Origin of the sequence: Pollutibacter soli, from assembly GCA_029269725.1 — a bacterium.
Taxonomy (GTDB): domain Bacteria; phylum Bacteroidota; class Bacteroidia; order Chitinophagales; family Chitinophagaceae; genus Pollutibacter; species Pollutibacter soli.
In genome coordinates this window covers 291,753-311,723 of record JARJHS010000008.1, presented here as the reverse complement: position 1 = coordinate 311,723, position 19,971 = coordinate 291,753, and the positions used below count along the sequence as shown (strand labels likewise).

19 protein-coding genes and 1 other RNA gene are annotated in these 19,971 nt (G+C 42.3%); 10 read left to right on the top strand and 10 right to left on the bottom strand.

Translation table 11 applies throughout. From position 1 onward, the window contains the following. Positions 1-46: 46 nt before the first annotated feature. From P2W82_RS19390 to glsA, 4 genes are all read right to left on the bottom strand, one after another. Entirely contained in the window at positions 47-847 is an 801-nt protein-coding gene (locus P2W82_RS19390; RefSeq protein WP_336517588.1) for a bestrophin-like domain, read from the bottom strand. Positions 848-894: 47 nt separating this feature from the next. Beyond that, positions 895-1,986 (bottom strand): amidohydrolase family protein, encoded by a 1,092-nt coding sequence (locus tag P2W82_RS19385; RefSeq protein ID WP_336517587.1) that lies wholly within the window; start codon positions 1,984-1,986, stop codon positions 895-897. Positions 1,987-2,035: 49 nt separating this feature from the next. Further along, positions 2,036-3,382 (bottom strand): hypothetical protein, encoded by a 1,347-nt coding sequence (locus tag P2W82_RS19380; protein WP_336517586.1) that lies wholly within the window; start codon positions 3,380-3,382, stop codon positions 2,036-2,038. 65 nt (positions 3,383-3,447) lie between these two features. Continuing rightward, the gene (gene glsA, locus P2W82_RS19375) at positions 3,448-4,494 is read right to left on the bottom strand and encodes a glutaminase A (protein ID WP_336517585.1); all 1,047 of its coding nucleotides are present in this window, start codon (positions 4,492-4,494) and stop codon (positions 3,448-3,450) included. 256 nt (positions 4,495-4,750) lie between these two features. On the opposite strand from glsA, the gene P2W82_RS19370 reads away from it, so the two are divergent. The 4 genes from P2W82_RS19370 to P2W82_RS19355 all read left to right on the top strand — a co-directional run bounded on the left by P2W82_RS19370 (position 4,751) and on the right by P2W82_RS19355 (position 8,481). Further along, entirely contained in the window at positions 4,751-5,776 is a 1,026-nt protein-coding gene (locus P2W82_RS19370) for a DUF481 domain-containing protein (protein WP_336517584.1), read from the top strand. A 133-nt stretch (positions 5,777-5,909) separates the two neighbouring features. Further along, entirely contained in the window at positions 5,910-7,043 is a 1,134-nt protein-coding gene (locus P2W82_RS19365) for a hypothetical protein (RefSeq protein WP_336517583.1), read from the top strand. 189 nt (positions 7,044-7,232) lie between these two features. Next, positions 7,233-7,850, top strand: coding sequence for a DUF4136 domain-containing protein (locus P2W82_RS19360; protein ID WP_336517582.1), 618 nt, complete (start codon positions 7,233-7,235; stop codon positions 7,848-7,850). A gap of 19 nt (positions 7,851-7,869) precedes the next feature. After that, complete coding sequence (locus P2W82_RS19355) at positions 7,870-8,481, top strand: hypothetical protein (RefSeq protein ID WP_336517581.1); 612 nt, start codon at positions 7,870-7,872, stop codon at positions 8,479-8,481. Positions 8,482-8,631: 150 nt separating this feature from the next. Here the strand turns inward: P2W82_RS19355 and P2W82_RS19350 are convergent, their stop codons facing one another. Beyond that, a complete protein-coding gene (locus P2W82_RS19350) occupies positions 8,632-8,883 on the bottom strand; it encodes a hypothetical protein (RefSeq protein ID WP_336517580.1) in 252 nt (83 codons plus the stop codon). Positions 8,884-9,221: 338 nt separating this feature from the next. On the opposite strand from P2W82_RS19350, the gene P2W82_RS19345 reads away from it, so the two are divergent. The 3 genes from P2W82_RS19345 to P2W82_RS19335 all read left to right on the top strand — a co-directional run bounded on the left by P2W82_RS19345 (position 9,222) and on the right by P2W82_RS19335 (position 12,848). Further along, positions 9,222-11,279 carry a sigma-54 interaction domain-containing protein gene (locus P2W82_RS19345; RefSeq protein WP_336517579.1) on the top strand — a complete coding sequence of 686 codons (2,058 nt, stop codon included), beginning with the start codon at positions 9,222-9,224 and terminating at the stop codon, positions 11,277-11,279. A gap of 311 nt (positions 11,280-11,590) precedes the next feature. Further along, a complete protein-coding gene (locus tag P2W82_RS19340; RefSeq protein ID WP_336517578.1) occupies positions 11,591-11,887 on the top strand; it encodes an antibiotic biosynthesis monooxygenase family protein in 297 nt (98 codons plus the stop codon). Between the two features lie 94 nt (positions 11,888-11,981). After that, complete coding sequence (locus P2W82_RS19335) at positions 11,982-12,848, top strand: hypothetical protein (RefSeq protein WP_336517577.1); 867 nt, start codon at positions 11,982-11,984, stop codon at positions 12,846-12,848. Between the two features lie 111 nt (positions 12,849-12,959). Here P2W82_RS19335 and ssrA read toward each other — a convergent pair. The 5 genes from ssrA to P2W82_RS19310 form a co-directional block, all read right to left on the bottom strand. Then, positions 12,960-13,328: a transfer-messenger RNA gene (ssrA, locus tag P2W82_RS19330) on the bottom strand. Between the two features lie 196 nt (positions 13,329-13,524). After that, complete coding sequence (locus tag P2W82_RS19325) at positions 13,525-14,310, bottom strand: hypothetical protein (RefSeq protein ID WP_336517576.1); 786 nt, start codon at positions 14,308-14,310, stop codon at positions 13,525-13,527. Positions 14,311-14,761: 451 nt separating this feature from the next. Further along, positions 14,762-16,150, bottom strand: coding sequence for an RIP metalloprotease RseP (gene rseP / locus P2W82_RS19320; protein ID WP_336517575.1), 1,389 nt, complete (start codon positions 16,148-16,150; stop codon positions 14,762-14,764). A 49-nt stretch (positions 16,151-16,199) separates the two neighbouring features. Then, a complete protein-coding gene (locus P2W82_RS19315) occupies positions 16,200-17,408 on the bottom strand; it encodes a 1-deoxy-D-xylulose-5-phosphate reductoisomerase (RefSeq protein ID WP_336517574.1) in 1,209 nt (402 codons plus the stop codon). Between the two features lie 18 nt (positions 17,409-17,426). Continuing rightward, a complete protein-coding gene (locus tag P2W82_RS19310; protein ID WP_336517573.1) occupies positions 17,427-18,926 on the bottom strand; it encodes a GH3 auxin-responsive promoter family protein in 1,500 nt (499 codons plus the stop codon). A 140-nt stretch (positions 18,927-19,066) separates the two neighbouring features. Between P2W82_RS19310 and rplU the strand changes: the two genes are divergently transcribed. The 3 genes from rplU (at position 19,067) to P2W82_RS19295 (ending at position 19,916) form a co-directional block, all read left to right on the top strand. Beyond that, positions 19,067-19,369, top strand: a complete 303-nt coding sequence (gene rplU / locus P2W82_RS19305; RefSeq protein WP_336517572.1) for a 50S ribosomal protein L21 — start codon at positions 19,067-19,069, stop codon at positions 19,367-19,369. A 34-nt stretch (positions 19,370-19,403) separates the two neighbouring features. Then, on the top strand, positions 19,404-19,670 hold the full coding sequence (gene rpmA, locus P2W82_RS19300) for a 50S ribosomal protein L27 (protein WP_336517571.1): 267 nt from the start codon (positions 19,404-19,406) through the stop codon (positions 19,668-19,670). Between the two features lie 99 nt (positions 19,671-19,769). Continuing rightward, entirely contained in the window at positions 19,770-19,916 is a 147-nt protein-coding gene (locus tag P2W82_RS19295; RefSeq protein WP_336517570.1) for a hypothetical protein, read from the top strand. The last annotated feature ends 55 nt before the right edge of the window (positions 19,917-19,971 follow it).

Sequence of the window (19,971 nt, the reverse complement as noted above, 5' to 3'; positions counted from 1 at the left end):
AACAGAGCCGTCAGGTCAGACCAATTTTTTGTAGAAAAAAAAAGTTTTATTCAATCCATTCAGGATCCAATTGATGCCTGATTTCAATAATCGCCTGCTCAGCAACATCGGCTTTGATCACACCCCGGAGCGGACGTCCCATGTCCAGCGTGATATATATAACAATCGTGGAGAAAATCATAAAGAACAAAAAGATCAGGCGGTCTCTCCCTATGATATTCAATGCAGTAACGCCTGATAAAAAACTGCTGCACAAAGCCAGGATGAGTACCATATAAATAATGAGGTCGGGTACATTCGTGCGTAAAAGCATATCCCTTTTGGAACCCATATCAAACATTTCATTCAACGCCGGTATCATCTGGTTCGAAGGGATCAGCATATTCGGCTGCTTCGATTCGTACGTAACAAGATTCCAGATGTGTTTGCCGACACTATCAGTTATTCTCATAGCGGATATCACGGAAGGAAGATCTTTAGGTGCCTCATACATGCTGATCCTCGCATCAAGATATTTTCTGAAGTCTTCCCGAAGAATATTTCTGGTGCTATCCTTGTACAGATCACAACGAAGTACCGCCGTACCGATAGCATTGGACTCATCAATTAATACACTCCTCGTATAATCGTAACGCTGACCGGAAAGGCTGAACGCAAATGCAAGAATAAATGCGAAAAGTCCATACAATGCGGAATGCACCGAGGAGACTCCTCCTTTCATTTCAAAACTCTGGTACTTGCCTTTGTTGCTCAAGGCTCTTCCGGCTATGAACATCAGTATCATGCCGATAAAAAGGAACGCACATATTACATAGCTCTCAGTCCGATGAATAAATGAAAAACCCATAGGTGACTATTGATAACTGCAACTTCCTGCCAGGCGCCGGACTAGAATTAGTTCCCTGCATGCGCTTTTTCCCATGCCCGCACTTTAATCCTTGCTGCATCAAAAAGCCGGGCATAGTTTCCCTTAAGGACTTTTTCCCTGGCGGATTCAGTCAGTTTTTCCAGCAAGGGCTGATACGTGTTGTATACAGCCATATACGCTTTGCTGTCTGCCGGTGATACTTCATCGGTACCGAACAAAAATCTGTCAGGAAAACGGTTTATAAGCGCAGCTGTTGCTGAAATTGTTTCGGGTGTTGCCACAATATATTTAGCCACCTCGGACCAGGAAATATCGATGGATACGTGTTTGAGTTGTGGATCCGTCAAAGCATCTTCAAGCATGGCCAGTTGTTCTTTCACCGGACGCACAATTCTTCCCAGGCCACAATGCGCCCAGATAATGGTAGCGTTCTGATGTCTACGGAAAAGGCTACCCATTTGTTCAAGCAAATAAGGTTTCTGACCTGGTTTCGGAAAAGGCATATCGATATCGTTATGCAGCAGTACTACCAATCCGGCTTCTGCCGCCAGCGAAAGCACACTATCCAACGCAGGATTGATCAGTGATGATACTTCGCCTGATATTTTGGAGGACACGAATTCCTTGTGGATGGTAAATTCGCCGATACCACTGAATACTCCTGGAAACGTTTTGAGTACACGACGGATATGATCCGCAGCATACATGTCAGCAGGATTAAAACCCGTAATCATCGGATCAAACTTAACCTGGTCCTTCGCCGGAAGCGCCTTATATGCCATCGCAATAAATGCATCGGTAAAAGAATAGTAATACAATGGGGCATCACTGGCGAGATAATATGTCGGTGCAAAATTGCCCGAGTTGCCATAGGACCATTGTTGCTGCAGAGGGATACCAAACAAAGTACTGCGCTGTACATCGTTTCCCATGATCTGTAAAAAACGCTGTACGGTTATTCCCTCCTGTACGTAGTTGGTTAAATGAAAATGAGAATCGTAAAACAAGCCTGGAAGCTTCGTAGTTGATTGCGCATTTATTTTTTCTGCCTGTGAAAGCATGATCAAAGCGAAAACTGAAATAGAAATCCAGGCTCCTGGTTGTTTAGCTTTTTTCATTGTGAAAAAATTTTTCTGTCAATCGGGTATTCTGTTATACTCCGGTCTGTTATAAAAGGATATCACTTCCAAACGTAAATGTGGTACCTGTCTGACCTGCTGTATACAATCCGAAAGTACCACCTGCGGAACTTTTATAAACATGATGTACCTGCAGGTTCAGTCGCCAACTTCTGTTCTTTAAAGGATAAACGTTTACTCCGCCTCCCAGTTCCCATGGATGACGTTTGAACTCATCAAAGAAATAGGAATGAATTGCGTAGACATTCAACAGACTTGGTATCACCATATAGTTCGGCTGAATGCTGTATCCGATATCCGTGATTTTCGTGGTGGCCGGAGTCGGACCTTCTATATTAAACTTCGAAAGTTTCCGGGCATAAAATTCTGCCTGCAGGTTGAATCCTTTGTATTTTATACCGGCATCGATCGCCATCATGTCATAGTCAGCATTGAGCACTGTAGTACCCGTGCCTAATGCATCTGTTTCAAAAAACAAAACACCATCGGTCATTCTCACCTGGGTATTATCAGGGGAAGGCTGACCAATGTTATTAAAGCGGTCCTCACGGCTATGAACAGCCGAAATACCAAACCTTGTTGCCGGTTTTTCATGCCATTCCAGGTCCACCACTCCTCCTCTCGGTCCAAATTCGCCCGTCGTTGGCATCCAGGTAAGATTTGCACTATAAGCAAGATCTCTTGTAAGTTTTGAAGCCTGAATACCCAGGATACTCAGATTATTTCCTATCATGATCCGGTAGTGCAGTTTCGGTACAATTTCACCGTTAACCCATAAACCGTTAGTGAATCCTCCACGTAAAGACTCCTCTCCCATGGTTCTGTCGGTTGAAGAATAGAATGGGAATGAACCCTGCAATGAACGAATGGAAAGGTTAGGCCCGATACCCATGCCCACCCTTGCCCACTTATTGAACCGGTACTGAAGCTGGCCGTATACAAGCGTTTGCTGCGTCGTCATCACCGTCCATACGGTAGACGCGTACGTAAGTTTGGGTGTTCCAAGCCAACCGGAAAACCAGATCATCGCGCGGTGCCAGTTAAAATCGTTTCTTCCGGCAAATGTCCTTGGCCTTCCGAGATGGTCGTACCATGTTTGTTTCCCAGGCATCTGGTTGAGGTACCTTACCATCGCATACAGACTGATATTGAGTGTACCAAATCCTGATTTGACTAAGTCAAATCCTCTTCCTGGTGTGAACTCGCCGGCTGCTGAGTTTTTATACGATGTGTCATTCGTTACCCCACGTTTAAGATATACCACCGTTTTTTTCTCTGTCGTATCAATATCCTGGGGGGTGATATGCTGTGCAATTGTAAAAAGAGGTAACAGAAACAAACACAGTCCTGTCAATTTCCACTGAATAGATTTCATAAGTATTCACTTCGGTTTGATTTTGGTTACCGACCATGCAATGCTAAATAAAAAAAATGAAGCTTTTATTTCTTTGGGACAATCCAGTACGGATTTACTTTCAGTTGCTCAACCACGTACTCTATTACCTTCTGGGCTTTAACACTATTACCGGCAGCATCCAGAGGCGGTGAAACCACTGCAATACCAAATTTTCCTGGTGATACTGCCAGCAATCCGCCACCAACACCACTTTTAGCAGGAAGGCCGGTATTGAATAACCATATACCAGAGTTATCATACAAACCCGCAGTAGCCATTACCGGAAGTGTTTCCATTACCGTTTTCTGAGATACAACAGTCTTCTTCGTTACCGGGTTTACGCCACCATTAGATAGTGTTGCTGCCATGGTTGCCAGATCAAGTGCATTTACATTAATCGCACATTGTTTGGTATAAATATCAGTGGATTGAACGGGATCAAAATACATTCTTCCGTAAGCAAGAAGTAAATGTGCGATCGCCTGGTTCCTCAGGTTATCTCCGGCCTCACTTATGTAAACAGGTACGTTGATGGGCAGTTGCCGGCCGGCAAACTCGGCCATTTTATCCTGGATGCTTTTCCATTTTGCGGCCGAATCTACTCCTTTTACAAGGCTGGTGGCGGCAATGGCTCCCGGGTTTACCAAAGGGTTAATTTCCTTTCCACGTTGTAATTCCACAGCAACTATCGAATTAAATCTCATCCCTGTTGCATCTACACCGATTTTATCCATCAATGCCTTCGGTCCCATTTCTTCCAGTACCTGCGCCATCACAAATACTTTGGAAACGCTCTGGATGGAAACCATCGATTTTACATCTCCCTTCGTGTACACCTGGCCGTCTGCAGTAACTAATGCTATCCCGAAAATATTGGGATCAACATTTGCCAGTTCTTTTATGTAATCAGCGTTTTTACCTTCTTTCAGGTCTTTGAATTTTGCATAAGCCTCATTGAGTGCAGCCTCAATCTGCGCTTTTGTAAGAGTCCCTGTGCCGGTCTGGGCCTTCAATACAGGCATGGATAAAACAATAAAAAATAGAGCGCAACATAATTTTGAAAGTTGCTTAACTGACTTTAGGCGTTTCATATCGGGAAATTTTACTTTTTGAAGATTTGCGTGTACAAAAAAAGCTTCGTAGTAAGATCATTATTACATGCATGTCCACATTTGAAAATAAAACAAATAATAACGAAGATGCCTGCAGTTCGAAATTAATGCTTGATTATAGTAATGTTTATGCCATTTAACGGTAAAGCCGGAAAAAAGAAGATCTCTATAATAATTTGAAGACTTATTAATGTAAGCAGACTTAAAAAGAAGCTTTACTCCCTGATTTTTTATATTGAAAAAAACGACCATCATACTACTTTTTTTATCCATCAGCATATTCTGTCAGGCACAGTTGCCGAAAGACACGATATATTTCACGAATGGATCTAAGGTTATAGGCAAATTAAAAAAGATAAAGCTCGGCGTAGTGACGTTTGATCCCGATGATGCCAATGATATTACTGTTCAATTGAGGAAAACAAAAACGCTGGCAGCTATAAGATCTGTATTTCGTGTGGAAACAACCGATGACAGGGTACTGTTTGGGCGACTCTATCCGGACACCATTCGGGGGGTCGTTAATCTTTTCGGTTTAGCAGACTCTGCTACTTTATTTGTTGAAGAGCTCAGTGTAGTTTATCCTTTTCATAAATCCAGTTGGGAACGGTTTGATGGCAGCATAGGATTGGGCTATAGTTATAGTCGTTCAAGTAATTTTGGCCGGTTAAACTGGGACGGAACGCTCATATTTAAGACAAGAAATGATGAGTACACTTTAAATACATCCGCTATTTATACAATCACTGATACTTCGTTTAGCCGCGACCGCGAAGAAGCATTTTTTAAATACAACCATTTTTTCAGTGCCGAATGGTTTTATACAGGAATGTTGGGTTACCAGAGAAATCTGGAGTTGGGATTAGCAACGCGTTTACAGGAAGGCGTGGGTATCGGGAATAAATTCCTGACTAATAAAAACATGTATTCCTGGGCGCGGTTGGGAATGGTGCTCAACCAGGAAAAAAATCTTGAGGGTGTAAAATCCGGTACGCTGGCAGAAGTCTACGGGCAGATGGAAGTAAATTTTTTCCGCTTTACCAAACCTGAAATTTCTTTTCAGATTATTCAGAGTTTTTATTACAGTCTTTCACAAAAGGGAAGATTCAGGAGCGATGGAGAATCAACGATAACATGGAAAGTATTTACAGATTTCAAACTCAACCTCAGTTTTTATCACAACTTCGACAGTAAGCCACCGGGCGAACAAGGACGGAACACTGATTTGGGTGTGATATTTGGGTTGAGTTATATTTTTTAAGTTCTTTGTTCAATAGTATATTAGTCAGAGCTGACCAGTCGATGTTCCTGGAGCAGTTTGAAATTTAAATCAAGCCAGGCACCTTTTTTTACAGGAACTATAGCCAACTATCCGAGAAATAAAAATCATACACATGTCCGTGGCAATCCGATCAAAAATATTATCGTGTTTACTGTTGATTTTTTCAACCATATCCATTACCAATGCACAATACACTTCTGACAAGGTTGTAGGTGTAAAACACCATGCCCTGGCGGACAGTCTTAAGAAATACGAGTATCCCTACCTGCTTCCTATATGGGGGAAAAAAGTTGTGGCAAAAGGTTTTAACCTGCCGAAATCTGCCGGGATAAGTGCCCAGTATTTATACCAGCAGTCCGACATCATCATTGAAAATCTGCAGGTGGGATTCAATAACGGACCCATGTATTCTTTACAGGACGTTATCCGGTTTAACAGTTCGGTAGCTACAAGTAATGGTTTAAATATTCGTCCGGATGTATGGTTATTTCCCTTCCTGAATATTTATGGAATCCTTGCCAAATCGAAAACAAGCACTGCCATTGATGCCGGTGTTTGGCTTCCGGGAGGAGATGGCTGGAGTGAGGTCGCTCAACTTAAAACAAAAGCTGAATTTAATGCTACTACTTTCGGATTTGGCATGACACCGACAGCGGGCATCGGCGGTTTCTTTTTTGCGCTGGATATGAACGTGACCTGGTCCGACATTGATGCGCTCGATGATCCTGCTTTTGTTTTTATCGTTGGACCCAGGCTGGGAAAAAACTTCGCGTTTAAAAAAACCAATCAGAATATTGCTGTCTGGGTGGGTGGCTTCCGGGTAAAAATGGGCACCCAGACCAACGGAAATCTCACTGCATCCGAACTATTTCCAATCGATCAATGGGAACAGAAAATTGACAACGGATACCAGAACCTGGAGACAAAACAAAACAATCTTGATGCATGGTGGAATGGTCTTACACCAGCTGAACAAAGAAACCCTGTAAATGTTGCAAAACACGAGGTGGGTAATGCAGCGTTGGCACGATACGGTGGTTTTTTAAATGGCGCCTCACAGGTAGTAGCAGGCGCAGATGATGCATCAATACAATATTCCCTGAGCAAACGCCCGAAAGACAAATGGAATTTCCTGATAGGAACGCAATATCAGCTTAACAGAAGCTGGATGCTGCGCGTGGAATATGGTTTCCTGAGTTCCCGCCAGCAATTGATTGCGGGTCTTCAGTATCGCTTTGATTTTTAGCTCCCCACTGATTGTAGTTGATTTTGCTTCGATTCGACGAATCTGAAAATAGCTGCTTTATGCACCTGTTTTACTGTATAATCGATTCAGGCACACTGTAAAATACACGGAAGGCATCAAACGCAAGTTCGTGTGTGGCTACTTTTGCCACAGCAAGGATATTTTTCGAGGACCATAAAAATTAATACAATGAAAAAATACGTTTTGCCTGTACTGGCGTCTTGTATTGTCATTTTTTCACAATGCCGGAAACAGCCGGACTATGACAAACTTTCGAATGAATTTGTAGTGCAGACCTCCAAAGCCTCTACTGCCAATTTCGGCAGTTACAAAACTTATTTCATTTCTGACACTATTGCTCTGAGAACCACGAACCCGAACGATACGCTTTGGTTTGATGCTGATGCAAAGCAACTCATTGATGCGGTGAAAGCACAAATGCAGGCACGAGGCTATACACTGGTTGCCAAAGGAAGCAATCCTGACGTTGGTCTTGCCTTAAATGCGGTGAAAGATCTGAATATCGGAGTTATTTACTCTGGCTGGTGGTGGTGGGGCTACTGGGGATGCTATTGGTATTGTTACTATCCTCCGTACTACCCATATTACAGTCTTTATAGTATTCCTACAGGTACTTTAATTCTGGATTTTATCGATCTGAAAAATGCTGAGCAGGAAGAAAGGCTGACAGTTCAATGGACTTCCGTAATGTCCGGCGGACTGGGCAACACGTCTGACGACTTAGCCCTGGGTATCGAAGCCATTAACCAGTCATTCGATCAATCACCTTATCTGAAGACCAATTAACCTGACTAAATCTAAACACATGAAAAAATTAATCATAGGCCTGTTGGTGTTCACCGCCTTTACCACTATCGCCAACGGTCAGACGCACATATTCACAGCCAACTGGGAAATCAATTTCCCCACAACATCTAACTATATTAAGCAAACCAGTTTTGCCGGTGGCAAACTGGAATACAGGTATGTGATCAAGGAAAAATTTTCGGTGGGCCTCGCCTGGAGCTGGGCATCTTACGAAGAATATTTCAATCGCCGTACCATTGAAAAACCAGATGGTAACGGAGCAATCACATCTGACTATATCGCACAGGCTTACCAGGTGCCTATCACAGCTACATTCCATTACTATTTCAAGAAAGGGAAACTGCTCAGACCATATGCAGGTGTTGCTCTCGGCGGGCAGTCATTACAACAATCGCTGTATTACAATGTTTATGTGAGCGATGATGATAACTGGGGATTTGTTGCCAGGCCTGAAGTTGGCGCGTTCGTAATGTTTGGAGAAAATAGCGGATTCGGTGCCAATATAGCCCTGGGTTATAGTTTCGCAACTAACAAAACAGATCTGATCAATAGTAATAGTTTCTCCAATTTTGGAATTACTATCGGTTTTATGTTCACCAACCGCTACTAGAAACAAGTTTTTTTACAAATAAAGTTTTTACAGATAAAGTTTTCTTAGCAGTTGTTTTGGTTAAATATAAAAGCAGGAACCAATTGTCGTTTCCTGCTTTTTTATTTGCCGGAGCCATGGGGTGTTAAAGTAACAGTATACAATAACCGATTATCTGATACGCGATTTCAGCCGGTCCATTAGTTCAGATTCAAGTTCCTGCTTCATGTTCTCATATTCTTCGACCGTTTGAGTAGTTTCATTGGTTTCCTTTCTGAACTTACTCAGGTAATACATGCACAAATAATAATCCTCACAGATAGCCCTGAATTCTAGATCGTGGTAATAAAGGGTAGTGATGTCATTTTCCTGTTTCGGGAACCTTTCTTTCACTGCCTGCAATTGGAAATTCTTAGCTTCCATGCCTTCCTTCGGGTTTTTATTTGATAACAAGGTTTACAGGATTTCTGAGGCAAATTTCGCCTCATTCAGTCTTCACTAAAGTACAATCAAGACTTGTTTAAAAGACCTGAAAATGCGATTTAACGGTTAACCTTTAGTCGGATTGCGGTGAAATTTCAAGCCGTAAAATGTCAAAAAGTACATTGGTACTTTATGGGTTCCTGTCGTTTAAAGTACTACAGGCACTAACGCGGAACTTTCTTTAAATTGTGCGGGTAATTTCATTAACCCATTTTCTGAATTGGTGTAACCCGTCCCTGTAAATCCTCCACTCTGAGAAGTAGCTTTAATGAGCTCTTATGCAGGAATTTCAACACGTTTTCGGCCTGATTACAGCAGGTATCCTGTTGCTGTCAGGAATGATAAATCTCTTTGCAGGTCTTTACTCCCGTGGACAAAAAGCTGAATTGGTTTTTGGCATGCTTTCTCTTTGCGGTTTCATCTTTATCGTACTTCCTCCCGTTGGTTTCATTGTACAGGATGTTGCCCCCTATTCCGACGTAATAAAATTTAAAAGAATTTTCATCTGGAGTTATTATGCACTCCTCCCGTGGTTCCTTGAATATTACAGTGGTTATAAAAACAGAAAAATTACCTGGGTTATCGCCGCACTACTTGCGATATCCTATGGAATAATGTTCATGGAGTCTGATGATCTTACACTTTGGTTTTATATCTCAAGAGTTGCATTAGGTCTTATTCTTTTACAGGGAATACTTTCTGCAGAAAAACAAAGGATGTCCGGCCGCATAAATGAAAGCCGGTGGCTATCCGCAGCTATGGTCATTTATGGCGTTGTCTGGATTTTATCGATCATCGACAAAATCAACCACGACATTTATGGAACCTGGGTGACAAAAATCCCTTTTCTTACTTCTCACCTGCACATGATTTCCTTTACTGTAATCATGAGCATCAGACTTACTGCAAATCTTCTTGAAAAAAACAGGTTGGAAAAAGTTCTCAGCTGGAGAGATTCACGATGGAATCTGCTGGTTAAAAATATGGAACTCCTCGTGGTAGAACTTGACCGTAGTGGGATTGTTAAATACGCAAATCCATATGCGATTCAGAAATTAGGTTTCACAGGCAATACCAGCATGATTAACGAGGATTGGTTTGCTATATTCCCGACGAATATTCCTGCAGAACAGGCGAGGAAATACTACCAAACGCTTATCACCGATGAAAGTACACCAGTCTCATCTACATCACATGAAAATATCCGCAGTGCTGATCATCAGTTGCTTTCCATCAACTGGACAAACGTAATTGTGTACAACGCGGACAAATCAGAAAAAGTGATGATGAAAATAGGGGTTGACAATACTGCGCAGATAAAATATTTCGAAGAGATTGAGTTGCTGAAAAATCAACTGGAAAAAGAAAACCTTTTACTTAAAGCCGAGATATCACCTGATCAAACAGAATCTGATCTGATCGGAACAAGTGATCAGCTATTGCAATCAATTCAGAAATCGAAACAGGTTGCGGCCACGAATGCCGGAGTATTATTGCTGGGTGAAACCGGATCCGGGAAAGAACTATTTGCCGAACTGATACACCGGAATAGTTTCAGGAATCAGCATCCGATGATTCGTGTCAATTGCGCGGCCCTTCCATCTGATTTAATAGAAAGTGAACTTTTTGGACACGAAAAAGGTGCATTTACCGGAGCTTCCTCCAGCCGTAAAGGAAAGTTTGAACTTGCCGATGGCAGTACGATTTTTCTTGACGAAATCGGTGAACTACCACTTTCGCTACAGGCAAAGTTATTACGGGTGCTACAGTTTGGTGAGTTTGAAAGAATTGGCGGATCACAGGTTGTCAAGGTCGATGTCCGGGTAATTGCAGCTACCAACCGCAACCTTCAGCAGGAAGTTAAGTCCGGCAAATTCCGCGACGATCTATATTATCGTTTGAGCGTTTTCCCGATTTCAATCCCTCCGTTGAGAAACCGGCCAGGCGATATCCCATTACTGATTGCTCACTTTGTGAGAAAGTACGCAACTGAAATGAATAAGGACGTTTTCGAAGTTTCAAAAGCTGACTTACTTCGATTATCAGGTTATTCATGGCCAGGCAATATCCGGGAACTACGGAACCTGATCGAAAGATCGGTGATTCTGAGTACCGGCAAAACCCTGCAGCTTGCATGGCTGAATGATGGCAGTGAACCCGCTACAATTGATTCGGAGATGATATCGATGGAGAATGTCGAAAGGAGGCACATTTTAAAAGTACTTAGTGAATGTAATGGAAGGATAAATGGCAAAGACGGAGCAGCTGAGAGATTAGGTTTAAACCCGAGTACGCTTCGTTCGCGTCTTAAAAAGCTTCAGATCGATCGGGTATAAGATGACTGGTATTTAAGGTGCATCGCTGTTGGTTAGAAATTTCCGGGCGATTCAAACGCAGCTTTTTCCGGGATATAGCTGCCTTTCAATTTCAAATTCGAAAGGCTTAATTAAAATCTCGAAAAGTCGGTATCGAAATATCGCGAGCATATTGAAATTTCACTATCCCTGTGAAATAAGAAGTAAAACAGGTAAGAAAAAAACCAATCGTAATATATTGCAAATCATATTCTTACGAAATATATTCTTAAAAAATACAATCTGGCATAAGTCTTGGAATCCGACATTAAGATTCCCCGTAAACCAAACAGATGTTCTACCTGACCCTGAGTGGCAAAATTCCAACGCTGAAACAAAGCGAGTTTGAAGGAACTGCGTCATTGGTTTCAACACAGATACCACTGGGTTGCATCAGCCATGGGTTTTTCAGAGATAAGTCTGATTTGGACACCTACCGTTTCTTTACGTACTGGAACTCTATTGAAGACCTGGAAAGATTTAAAAAATCCTCCGCATACATTATCCTGACAACCGCTTTCTCACACCTGGGTAAAATTATTGAAACACAACAGGGAAGGAGAGATGAAGTACCAATATTCCATGCCTAAGACTGATTAGTCTGTCCTGACATTTTGAGAACTGCCATTTTGTTTGCCTGACCTGGGCAAAGAATGGATGCTGTTAAACCAAAAATACCTCCTTATGTCCAGTGAAATCGCTTATGACCAGGAGATGCTTTTCAGCGTTGGCGCCGTAGAAGAGCAGCTCGAAAAGATCTATCATGATCCTTTATTTACAGAATCGAAAATTCTCCGGAAATTTCTGTCTTTTATTGTTCAGGAAACCATTGTCGGCCGTTCGCATTGCCTGAAGGAATACACCATCGCTATGCATGTGCTGGATAAACCAGCCAGCTTCAACCCGCAGGAAAATGGAATCGTACGGATACATGCCGGCCGGCTCCGACGCACTTTATCCAAGTATTATGAAGGTCTCGGCTTTAACGACCCAATCATCATTTCAATTCCTAAGGGTAAATATGTGCCTGTTTTTACCAATCGGCCAACAGGTATTTCATCAAACCTTTCGGACGAAAAAAACAATGGATTTACTTTTACAGGGTTTCCCGGCTTCACTTCTTTAGCGGTTGTACCATTTATCTGCGACCAGGAAGACCATAATCTAAGGTCATTTGCAGATGGACTCTGTATGCAGCTGGGATCCACGCTGACCAATACCTGCCATCTTTCAATCATTGCTTACCAGGCCTTAAAAAACCTCGTTCTTGCCCATCCTGATTATCGAGAAATGGGTACAGTTTTGGGGTTCAGTCACCTGATCACTGGCGGAGCACAAATGATTAATGATACCATCAGGGTAAATATTCAATTGGTGGAAACAGCCACCTACCGTTTGGTATGGTCTGATGTTTATGAACATGAAATTTCCCAAACCAGTCCATTCCGGATACAGGACGAGATCTGTAGTCTTGTTGTCAGAAGAATAAAAGAATGGAGTGCGAATAAGGACATTCTGAATGAAATAACCAAATCGCGCGCGGCTTTATAAGGCTGTTGTAAACCGCTTCATTTACTACCGATGGAAAATAAAACTCAGCATAAAAATGCTGCCATCGATTGTCTTGCCATTTTATAAAATAGCAACACGTTCAACGTCATCTGGTGGAGCTGGCGGGAGTCGAACCCGCGTCCAAACATATTCGCCATATGCCTTCTACATGCTTATTCCTGGATTGTTTGTCGGGTTTTCGCAGGAACAGGACGAACCAACGAACACCTTAGCTGAATGGTCTTGAGCAACAGTCACAGCCTTCTGTTGCAGCAGTCTTGTTTTTTTTGATTCAGCGGGATAGCTCGGCAAAGACAGGCCTGCTATGCGGCTATAATGACTACGCTAATCTCTGATTAGGCAGCCATGGCGTAGTTAGATTCGCCATTTATTGTTTGAGTATCCGGATTTAAGTGCTGAATACCCAAAGCACTGCATGCTTACATACAAAGATCTATGCTGTCAAAACCGGTCAGCCCCCGGGGTTCCCATGCAGTTGCAAACTGTTATGGGTTTGTAAAGTTACGGAAAATCCTGAGAGCAGAGAGGTTTAACGCTGAACGTTTGACGTTTAACATTCAGCGTATAACGTTCAGCCTCGATATATGAAGAGGGTCAGAGAAAGCGAAAACGACTGTTATTGCAATCGCTTCACAAAGTTGGGCTATACAACAAGCTATTTGAAATCAAGCGTGAGTTCGCGGTAACTGTTTTTGATGTAACAAAGTAATGCGTGAATAAAGATGATTACACCAAGCATTTCAGAGCTCTCTTCAACAATCGTGAACAAAGCGTAATTCATGTTCAGCATTCCGTGGGTAGTTGCATAATTTGCACCGAGCATTTCAACACCAAGCGCTCCGCCGACATAGAAAAATCCTCCGAGCATAAATCCCATCCTCGTACTCTTTGGAAGTTTAGAAAGAAAGCGGATGAATGTTAAACCAAGTGCGGCAACGATAATCATTCCCGGAATAACCCATGCAAAGGTGAATATTCCGGAAGTATTGTTTCCCATCAGTTGTTTGAAAGGTTTGTTGAGGTGCTCATGCAAAGTGATCATCTCATCAGCGGCAAGAACATAAAAACCGATCATCAGTAACATCCAGTGTCTGCGGAATTTATCTTTCGCGTTAACTTTCAAATAAGTGATTGCTGTTAATAAAATTGCTGCAAACAGCAGAATAACTGACGAGAAATAAGAAGGGATATTCAACTCATCGTCCACATTGAAAAGAAAATCCAGGTACAACAGGTAGTTGTCAAGATCAGTGGTATAATACATGATCTGGAGCACAAGGCCCAGGCCAACTATTGTAGCAGCAATTACTCCCAGGATCAGGGTTATCTTGTTCGGATTGAGCCTGATCTGGTGCTGTTCTGCAACAGCATCCTGATTGCCATTACGCTTTATGCGCAGGGGCTTACCTTTTTTTTGCAGTGACTGATTACCTGGCCACATATAGGGGTTAGTGTGTTGAAATAATTGGGTTGTTACCGAAAAAATTCAGCGTGTGGTTCTCCAAGTGTCAAAATGTTCCGGCAAATGCACAATTCATTAACGAACAACATTGGAAAATTTCCAGTAAATCATTTTCAATTGGAAGTAGAGGATGGTGGATGGTACTTACTAAGATTGGATTTGTGAAACTGAATCGAAGTAGGTTAAGCTTCGTTTATTTGTTATCCTAAAAATAATATACAATTTTCAACATTTTAATACATGGCCCGATTTTACAGTAATTTTTTTTACTGCTTGGTAAAAACACGTATATGGATTCTACGATTAGCCATTCATTCTGACCAACTTATACGAATTAGCTATCATACGAATTGCTTATTAGCACTACATTAAAGTTTTTCAAAAATTATCTTTTCGCATTTTCAAAATGTGTTTTGGGTACCCGTCTCCACTATTTACTTCGACCCCAGCCAAACCAGTCGTTGCCATTGGCATAAATCAGCAGACCGAAAAGCAGGACCATGCCGACGATCTGTGCATATTCCAGAAATTTCTCGCTCGGCTTTCTGCCTGAGACCATTTCATATAAAGTAAATAACACATGCCCTCCGTCCAGTGCGGGAATTGGCAGGAGATTCATAAATGCGAGCGCAATAGAAAAGAATGCAGTGATGGTCCAGAAGGCTTCCCAGTTCCATTCATATTTGGGGAATATGGAACCCATGGCCTTGAAACCTCCAAGACCTTTATATGCACCGGTAGACGGATTCAGGATCTTCTTAAACTGCGCGACATAAGATTCCAGTTTCTTGATCGCCATTTTTACACCAGCAGGAAATGATTCAAAGAATCCGTACTCCCTCGACTGAAACTCATAGACTTTCAGATTTTTCAGATCATCAAGTCCCAAAAGTAAAGGGTAGAATCCGATGCTTGCAGTACTACTCAATACAGTTTTCAATTCTACCGGTTTATCATCACGCAGTACTTTAAGATTGATTGTATCATTTTCTTTGCCTGCAAGCAGCGGCTTTATCTGATCAAAATATTTTACGTCAGTTCCGTTAATGCCGATAATTCTGTCTTTTGCTTTTAAACCAGCTTTCCTGGCATAAGATGAATCACTGACTTCTGCAACAATTGCAGGAATACGGGGCATAATGAGCGCAGTTCTTTTCCCCGTCTCCACCAGCTGGCCGATAAAATTCACCGGAATCACAATTTCTTTAACCTGACCGTCACGCTCAACCGTAATTTTTTCACCGAGAAGCAATTCTGCGTTTGCGTCTTCAAAATAGGTTACGGGTTTACCATTCACAGCCAGAATTTTATCGCCTGTTTGTAAACCAATATTTGTTGCAAGACTATCAACACACCAAACACCATCGGTCATGTTTTTGGTTGGAAGTTTTGTTTCTCCCCAGGTGAACAAAATCATCGCATAAATAAAAAATGCGAGGAGCACATTGACGGTAACGCCACCGATCATGATGATCAATCGCTGCCAGGCTGGTTTACTACGGAATTCCCATGATTCAGCAGGTTTTTTCATTTGTTCTTTGTCCATGCTTTCATCGATCATTCCGGAAATCTTCACATAGCCCCCTAACGGTAACCAACCTACGCCGTATTCAGTTTCCCCTACTTTCTTTTTAAAAAGTGAAAACCAGGGATCAAAAAAGAGATAGAATTTTTCTACGCGACACTTAAACCATTTTGCCGGGATAAAATGCCCGAGTTCGTGCATGATCACCAATATGCTGAGGGAGAGAATGAGCTGTCCGGCCTGCAGGCCTACTGCCTGCCAGTTGATCGCCGCTAATACAAACAAAAAATTCATGCGCTACGTTCCGAAATTTTTGAGAAATGAAAGGTTAATTATTACGGGACTAGAGATTCATAAGTGAAGCCGCGAAGCTACGGGCCTCTCCATCGCTTTCAAAATATTGTTCAAGAGTGGGCTTCGGTATAAAATGTATCTTCTTCATGGTTTGCTCAATCACTTCGGTCATATCCAAAAATCCGATGCGATTGCGCAAAAATCCATAAACGGCAATTTCATTTGCTGCATTCAGCACACAAGGCAGATTTCCGCCTTTGTATAATGCTTCCATTGCCAGACCTAAATTTCTGAATGTCTTAATATCAGGTGGTTCGAAAGTAAGCTGTGCTGATTTCGAAAAATCAAAGCGTGGAAAAGCATTGGCTATTCTTTGGGGGAAAGCCATAGCATACTGGATAGGGAGCTTCATATCAGGCAGCCCCATCTGCGCTTTTATACTGCTGTCTTCAAACTGAACAAATGAATGGACGATGCTCTGCGGATGGATCACTACCTGGATCTGTTCCGGGCGAAGATTGAAAAGCCATTTAGCTTCAATCATCTCGAGTCCTTTATTCATTAATGTTGCAGAGTCTACACTGATCTTTGCACCCATGTTCCAATTGGGATGCTGAAGAGCGTGTTCGCGTTTTACGTTGACGAGATAGTTCGGCTTTTTTCCGAGGAATGGTCCACCGGATGCAGTGAGTACTACCTTTTCAATCCGATTGCGGGTTTCCCCGATAAGGCATTGAAATATTGCTGAATGTTCAGAATCCACGGGGATAACCGGCACGCGTTTCTCCACTGCCTGCTGCATTACAATATCACCCGCAACAACCAATGTTTCTTTATTTGCAAGGGCAATTGATTTGCCGTTTTCAATTGCACGCAAGGTTGGCCGCAATCCCGCAAACCCGACAATTGCCGCAAGCATCATGTCATAATGTTCCAGTGATGCTGCATCGACCAGGGACTGATCTCCCGCCATCACTTCTGCGCCTGTCCCTGCGAGCGCTTGTTTTACTGTCTGGAATTTGGATTCATCACCTATCACGACGGTTTGGGGCCTGAATTTTTTCGCCTGCTCGATCAGTAATTCAAAATTGGAATTGGCTGTCAGTACGGTCACTGCAAACTTATCCGGGTTAGCGGCAATAACTTCAAGCGCCTGTGTTCCTATTGAACCAGTAGAGCCAAAAAGACCAATACGCTTGCGGTTTCCGTCTGCAGAAGTTGGTGCTGCTGCAGGCTTTTGTTGTGTTGCAGAGTTCATGTTTTAAAAATAGGTTCTTTATTCCACAAAGGAATAGGGGGTCAGGGCTTCAGCAAGCTTTCGGTCATTACTCAATCTGGGGACTTTGTTCTGACCACCAAGTTTACCTATCGATTTCATATAACCGATAAATGCATTACGCTTTAACGGCCTGATCACCAGAGGATCTAAAATATTTCCACGGATAAGATCATCGTAATAAATGTTTTTCTTACGCAGATTATTGTCAACAACCCGCGCAAATTCTTTTAAATCTTCAGGTTGATCTTCAAATTCCACAAACCACTCGTGATAGGATCGCCCCTCTCCTTTTTGCACCATCGGCGCCACTGTAAATTCCACGATCTTCAGCCCCAGTTCTGACGCCGCCTTCATAAGGCTGTATTCCACTTCCTCTCCTATTACGTGTTCACCAAAAGCAGAAATAAAATGTTTTATTCTGCCTGTTACGATCAACCTGTACGGATCCGTGGAAACAAATTTGACAGTATCACCCAGATTGTAGCCCCAGAGTCCTGCATTACTGTTTACGATCATCGCATAGTTCTCGCCCACCTTAACATCTTTCAGCGATATACGAGTCGGTCTGTCATTAAAGATTTCCTGGGCTGGAATAAACTCATAAAATATGCCGGAATCTGAATTAAGCAGTAATCCTTCTGCTTTTTGTGAATCCTGGAAGGCAAAAAATCCTTCTGATGCAGGAAATGTTTCGATACTATCCACCCTGCGGCCGATAGTGTCCATCAGCTTTTCTCTGTAAGGTTCAAAATTAACTCCCCCATGAACGAGTACACTGAAATTCGGGAACAGTTCTCCCACTGGCTTGCCCGATTTCTCCCGAAGCCGGTCGAAATACATCTGCATCCACGGTGGGATGCCGCTGATCAGCGACATATTCTTGCCGTAAGTTTCCTCGACGATTTTGTCCAGCTTGGTTTCCCAGTCTTCAATGCAATTCGTCTCATACGTGGGCAGCTGGTTAGTTCTCAGGTAATTAGGAATATGGTGATTCACGATACCGCTTAACCTGCCGGTTGGGATCCCTCCAACTCTTTCCAGCTCCGGGGAACCCGACAGGAAAATCATTTTTCCATCCGTAAACTGGTGATTACCAGACTCTGCGATATAACAAAGCAGCGCATTGCGGGCTGAATTGATATGATTGGGAATGGATTGCTTTGTAATAGGAATATACTTGACCCCGCTGGTGGTACCGGAAGTTTTAGCGAGGTAAATAGGCTGACCTTTCCAGAGAACATTGTGTTTACCTTCCTTGATCTTATCTATATAAGGTTTGATCTTCTCGTAATCACGGATGGGCACGGCCTCTTTAAAGCTCTCATAACCATCGATATCTTTAAAATGATGGTCCGCGCCAAATTCCACCTGGTTGCCCGTTTTGATCAGATCTTTAAATATCTTTTTCTGGTCTTCCACGGCTGTGGACATTCCTCTGCGCACCTGTTTATATATATAGCTTGCAAAAGGCCGGGCAAGGAATGATTTCAATTTCATGGAATATGGCAATTGTTATAGGTTGCAAAGATAATTTTGCCTGCTCAAACGGGGGCATCGTTTAACTAACTTTTTTTGGCCGGAATCTTTGGTTTACACCTTTTTCCCCTTACCTTTGCACTCCTAAATTTTGGCATATTATGTTTGCAGTTGTAAAAATAGCCGGTCAGCAGTTCCGCGTCAGTGAAGGCCAGGAGCTCTATGTACCACATCTCGATGGTAAATCCGGCGATAAATTGGAATTCAGTGATGTTCTTCTTTCTGACAGCGACGGTAAACTCGCGCTTGGCAATGATGTGACTGTAAAAGTAAATGCAGAAATCATCGGCGAAGTTAAAGGTGATAAAGTGATCGCGTTTAAAATGAAAAGAAGAAAAGGTTTCCGTAAAAAAACAGGTCACCGCACATTGTATACTCAAATCAAAATCGGAAAAATAGCTTAAGCTTATTTCCAACAATATTTAAACTTCATTCGTCATGGCACATAAGAAAGGTGAAGGCAGTGTAAAGAACGGTCGCGATTCACAGAGCAAAAGACTCGGTGTAAAAATTTATGGCGGTCAGTCTGCAATCACAGGAAACATACTCGTTCGCCAACGCGGAACGGTTTATCATCCCGGTAAAAATGTTGGCGTTGGTAAAGACTTTACATTGTTTGCACTTGCAGATGGTGTTGTTGAATTCAGAAAGACAAAAAGCAACAAAACTGTTGTTTCAGTTTCTTCTGTTGAAGCGGCCGGATAATTAAAAATTCTCTACTAAAAAAAAATTTTTTTGTAGAAAACAAAAGTGTTTCTATTTTTATATGGTTATTTATTTACTAAACCATTAAATTCGAAACACATGGCAACTGCAAAAAAAGCTGCTAAAAAAGCAGCAAAGAAAGCAGCTCCTAAAAAAGCAGCAAAAAAAGCGGCTCCTAAAAAAGCAGCAAAGAAAGCAGCAAAAAAAGCTCCTAAAAAGGCAGCTAAGAAAGCAGCTAAAAAGTAGTAACGTCTGCGCCGCAGGCGTACAACTTACACTGAATACAGTCCCGCAGCGATGC

Excerpts from the sequence above, each read along its gene's own strand:
- P2W82_RS19390 (WP_336517588.1), bottom strand. The coding sequence starts at position 847 with ATGGGTTTTTCATTTATTCATCGGACTGAGAGCTATGTAATATGTGCG.
- P2W82_RS19385 (WP_336517587.1), bottom strand. The coding sequence starts at position 1,986 with ATGAAAAAAGCTAAACAACCAGGAGCCTGGATTTCTATTTCAGTTTTC.
- P2W82_RS19380 (WP_336517586.1), bottom strand. The coding sequence starts at position 3,382 with ATGAAATCTATTCAGTGGAAATTGACAGGACTGTGTTTGTTTCTGTTA.
- glsA (WP_336517585.1), bottom strand. The coding sequence starts at position 4,494 with ATGAAACGCCTAAAGTCAGTTAAGCAACTTTCAAAATTATGTTGCGCT.
- P2W82_RS19365 (WP_336517583.1), top strand. The coding sequence starts at position 5,910 with ATGTCCGTGGCAATCCGATCAAAAATATTATCGTGTTTACTGTTGATT.
- P2W82_RS19360 (WP_336517582.1), top strand. The coding sequence starts at position 7,233 with ATGAAAAAATACGTTTTGCCTGTACTGGCGTCTTGTATTGTCATTTTT.
- P2W82_RS19355 (WP_336517581.1), top strand. The coding sequence starts at position 7,870 with ATGAAAAAATTAATCATAGGCCTGTTGGTGTTCACCGCCTTTACCACT.
- P2W82_RS19350 (WP_336517580.1), bottom strand. The coding sequence starts at position 8,883 with ATGGAAGCTAAGAATTTCCAATTGCAGGCAGTGAAAGAAAGGTTCCCG.
- P2W82_RS19345 (WP_336517579.1), top strand. The coding sequence starts at position 9,222 with ATGCAGGAATTTCAACACGTTTTCGGCCTGATTACAGCAGGTATCCTG.
- P2W82_RS19340 (WP_336517578.1), top strand. The coding sequence starts at position 11,591 with ATGTTCTACCTGACCCTGAGTGGCAAAATTCCAACGCTGAAACAAAGC.
- P2W82_RS19335 (WP_336517577.1), top strand. The coding sequence starts at position 11,982 with ATGTCCAGTGAAATCGCTTATGACCAGGAGATGCTTTTCAGCGTTGGC.
- P2W82_RS19325 (WP_336517576.1), bottom strand. The coding sequence starts at position 14,310 with ATGTGGCCAGGTAATCAGTCACTGCAAAAAAAAGGTAAGCCCCTGCGC.
- rseP (WP_336517575.1), bottom strand. The coding sequence starts at position 16,150 with ATGAATTTTTTGTTTGTATTAGCGGCGATCAACTGGCAGGCAGTAGGC.
- P2W82_RS19315 (WP_336517574.1), bottom strand. The coding sequence starts at position 17,408 with ATGAACTCTGCAACACAACAAAAGCCTGCAGCAGCACCAACTTCTGCA.
- P2W82_RS19310 (WP_336517573.1), bottom strand. The coding sequence starts at position 18,926 with ATGAAATTGAAATCATTCCTTGCCCGGCCTTTTGCAAGCTATATATAT.
- rplU (WP_336517572.1), top strand. The coding sequence starts at position 19,067 with ATGTTTGCAGTTGTAAAAATAGCCGGTCAGCAGTTCCGCGTCAGTGAA.
- rpmA (WP_336517571.1), top strand. The coding sequence starts at position 19,404 with ATGGCACATAAGAAAGGTGAAGGCAGTGTAAAGAACGGTCGCGATTCA.
- P2W82_RS19295 (WP_336517570.1), top strand. The coding sequence starts at position 19,770 with ATGGCAACTGCAAAAAAAGCTGCTAAAAAAGCAGCAAAGAAAGCAGCT.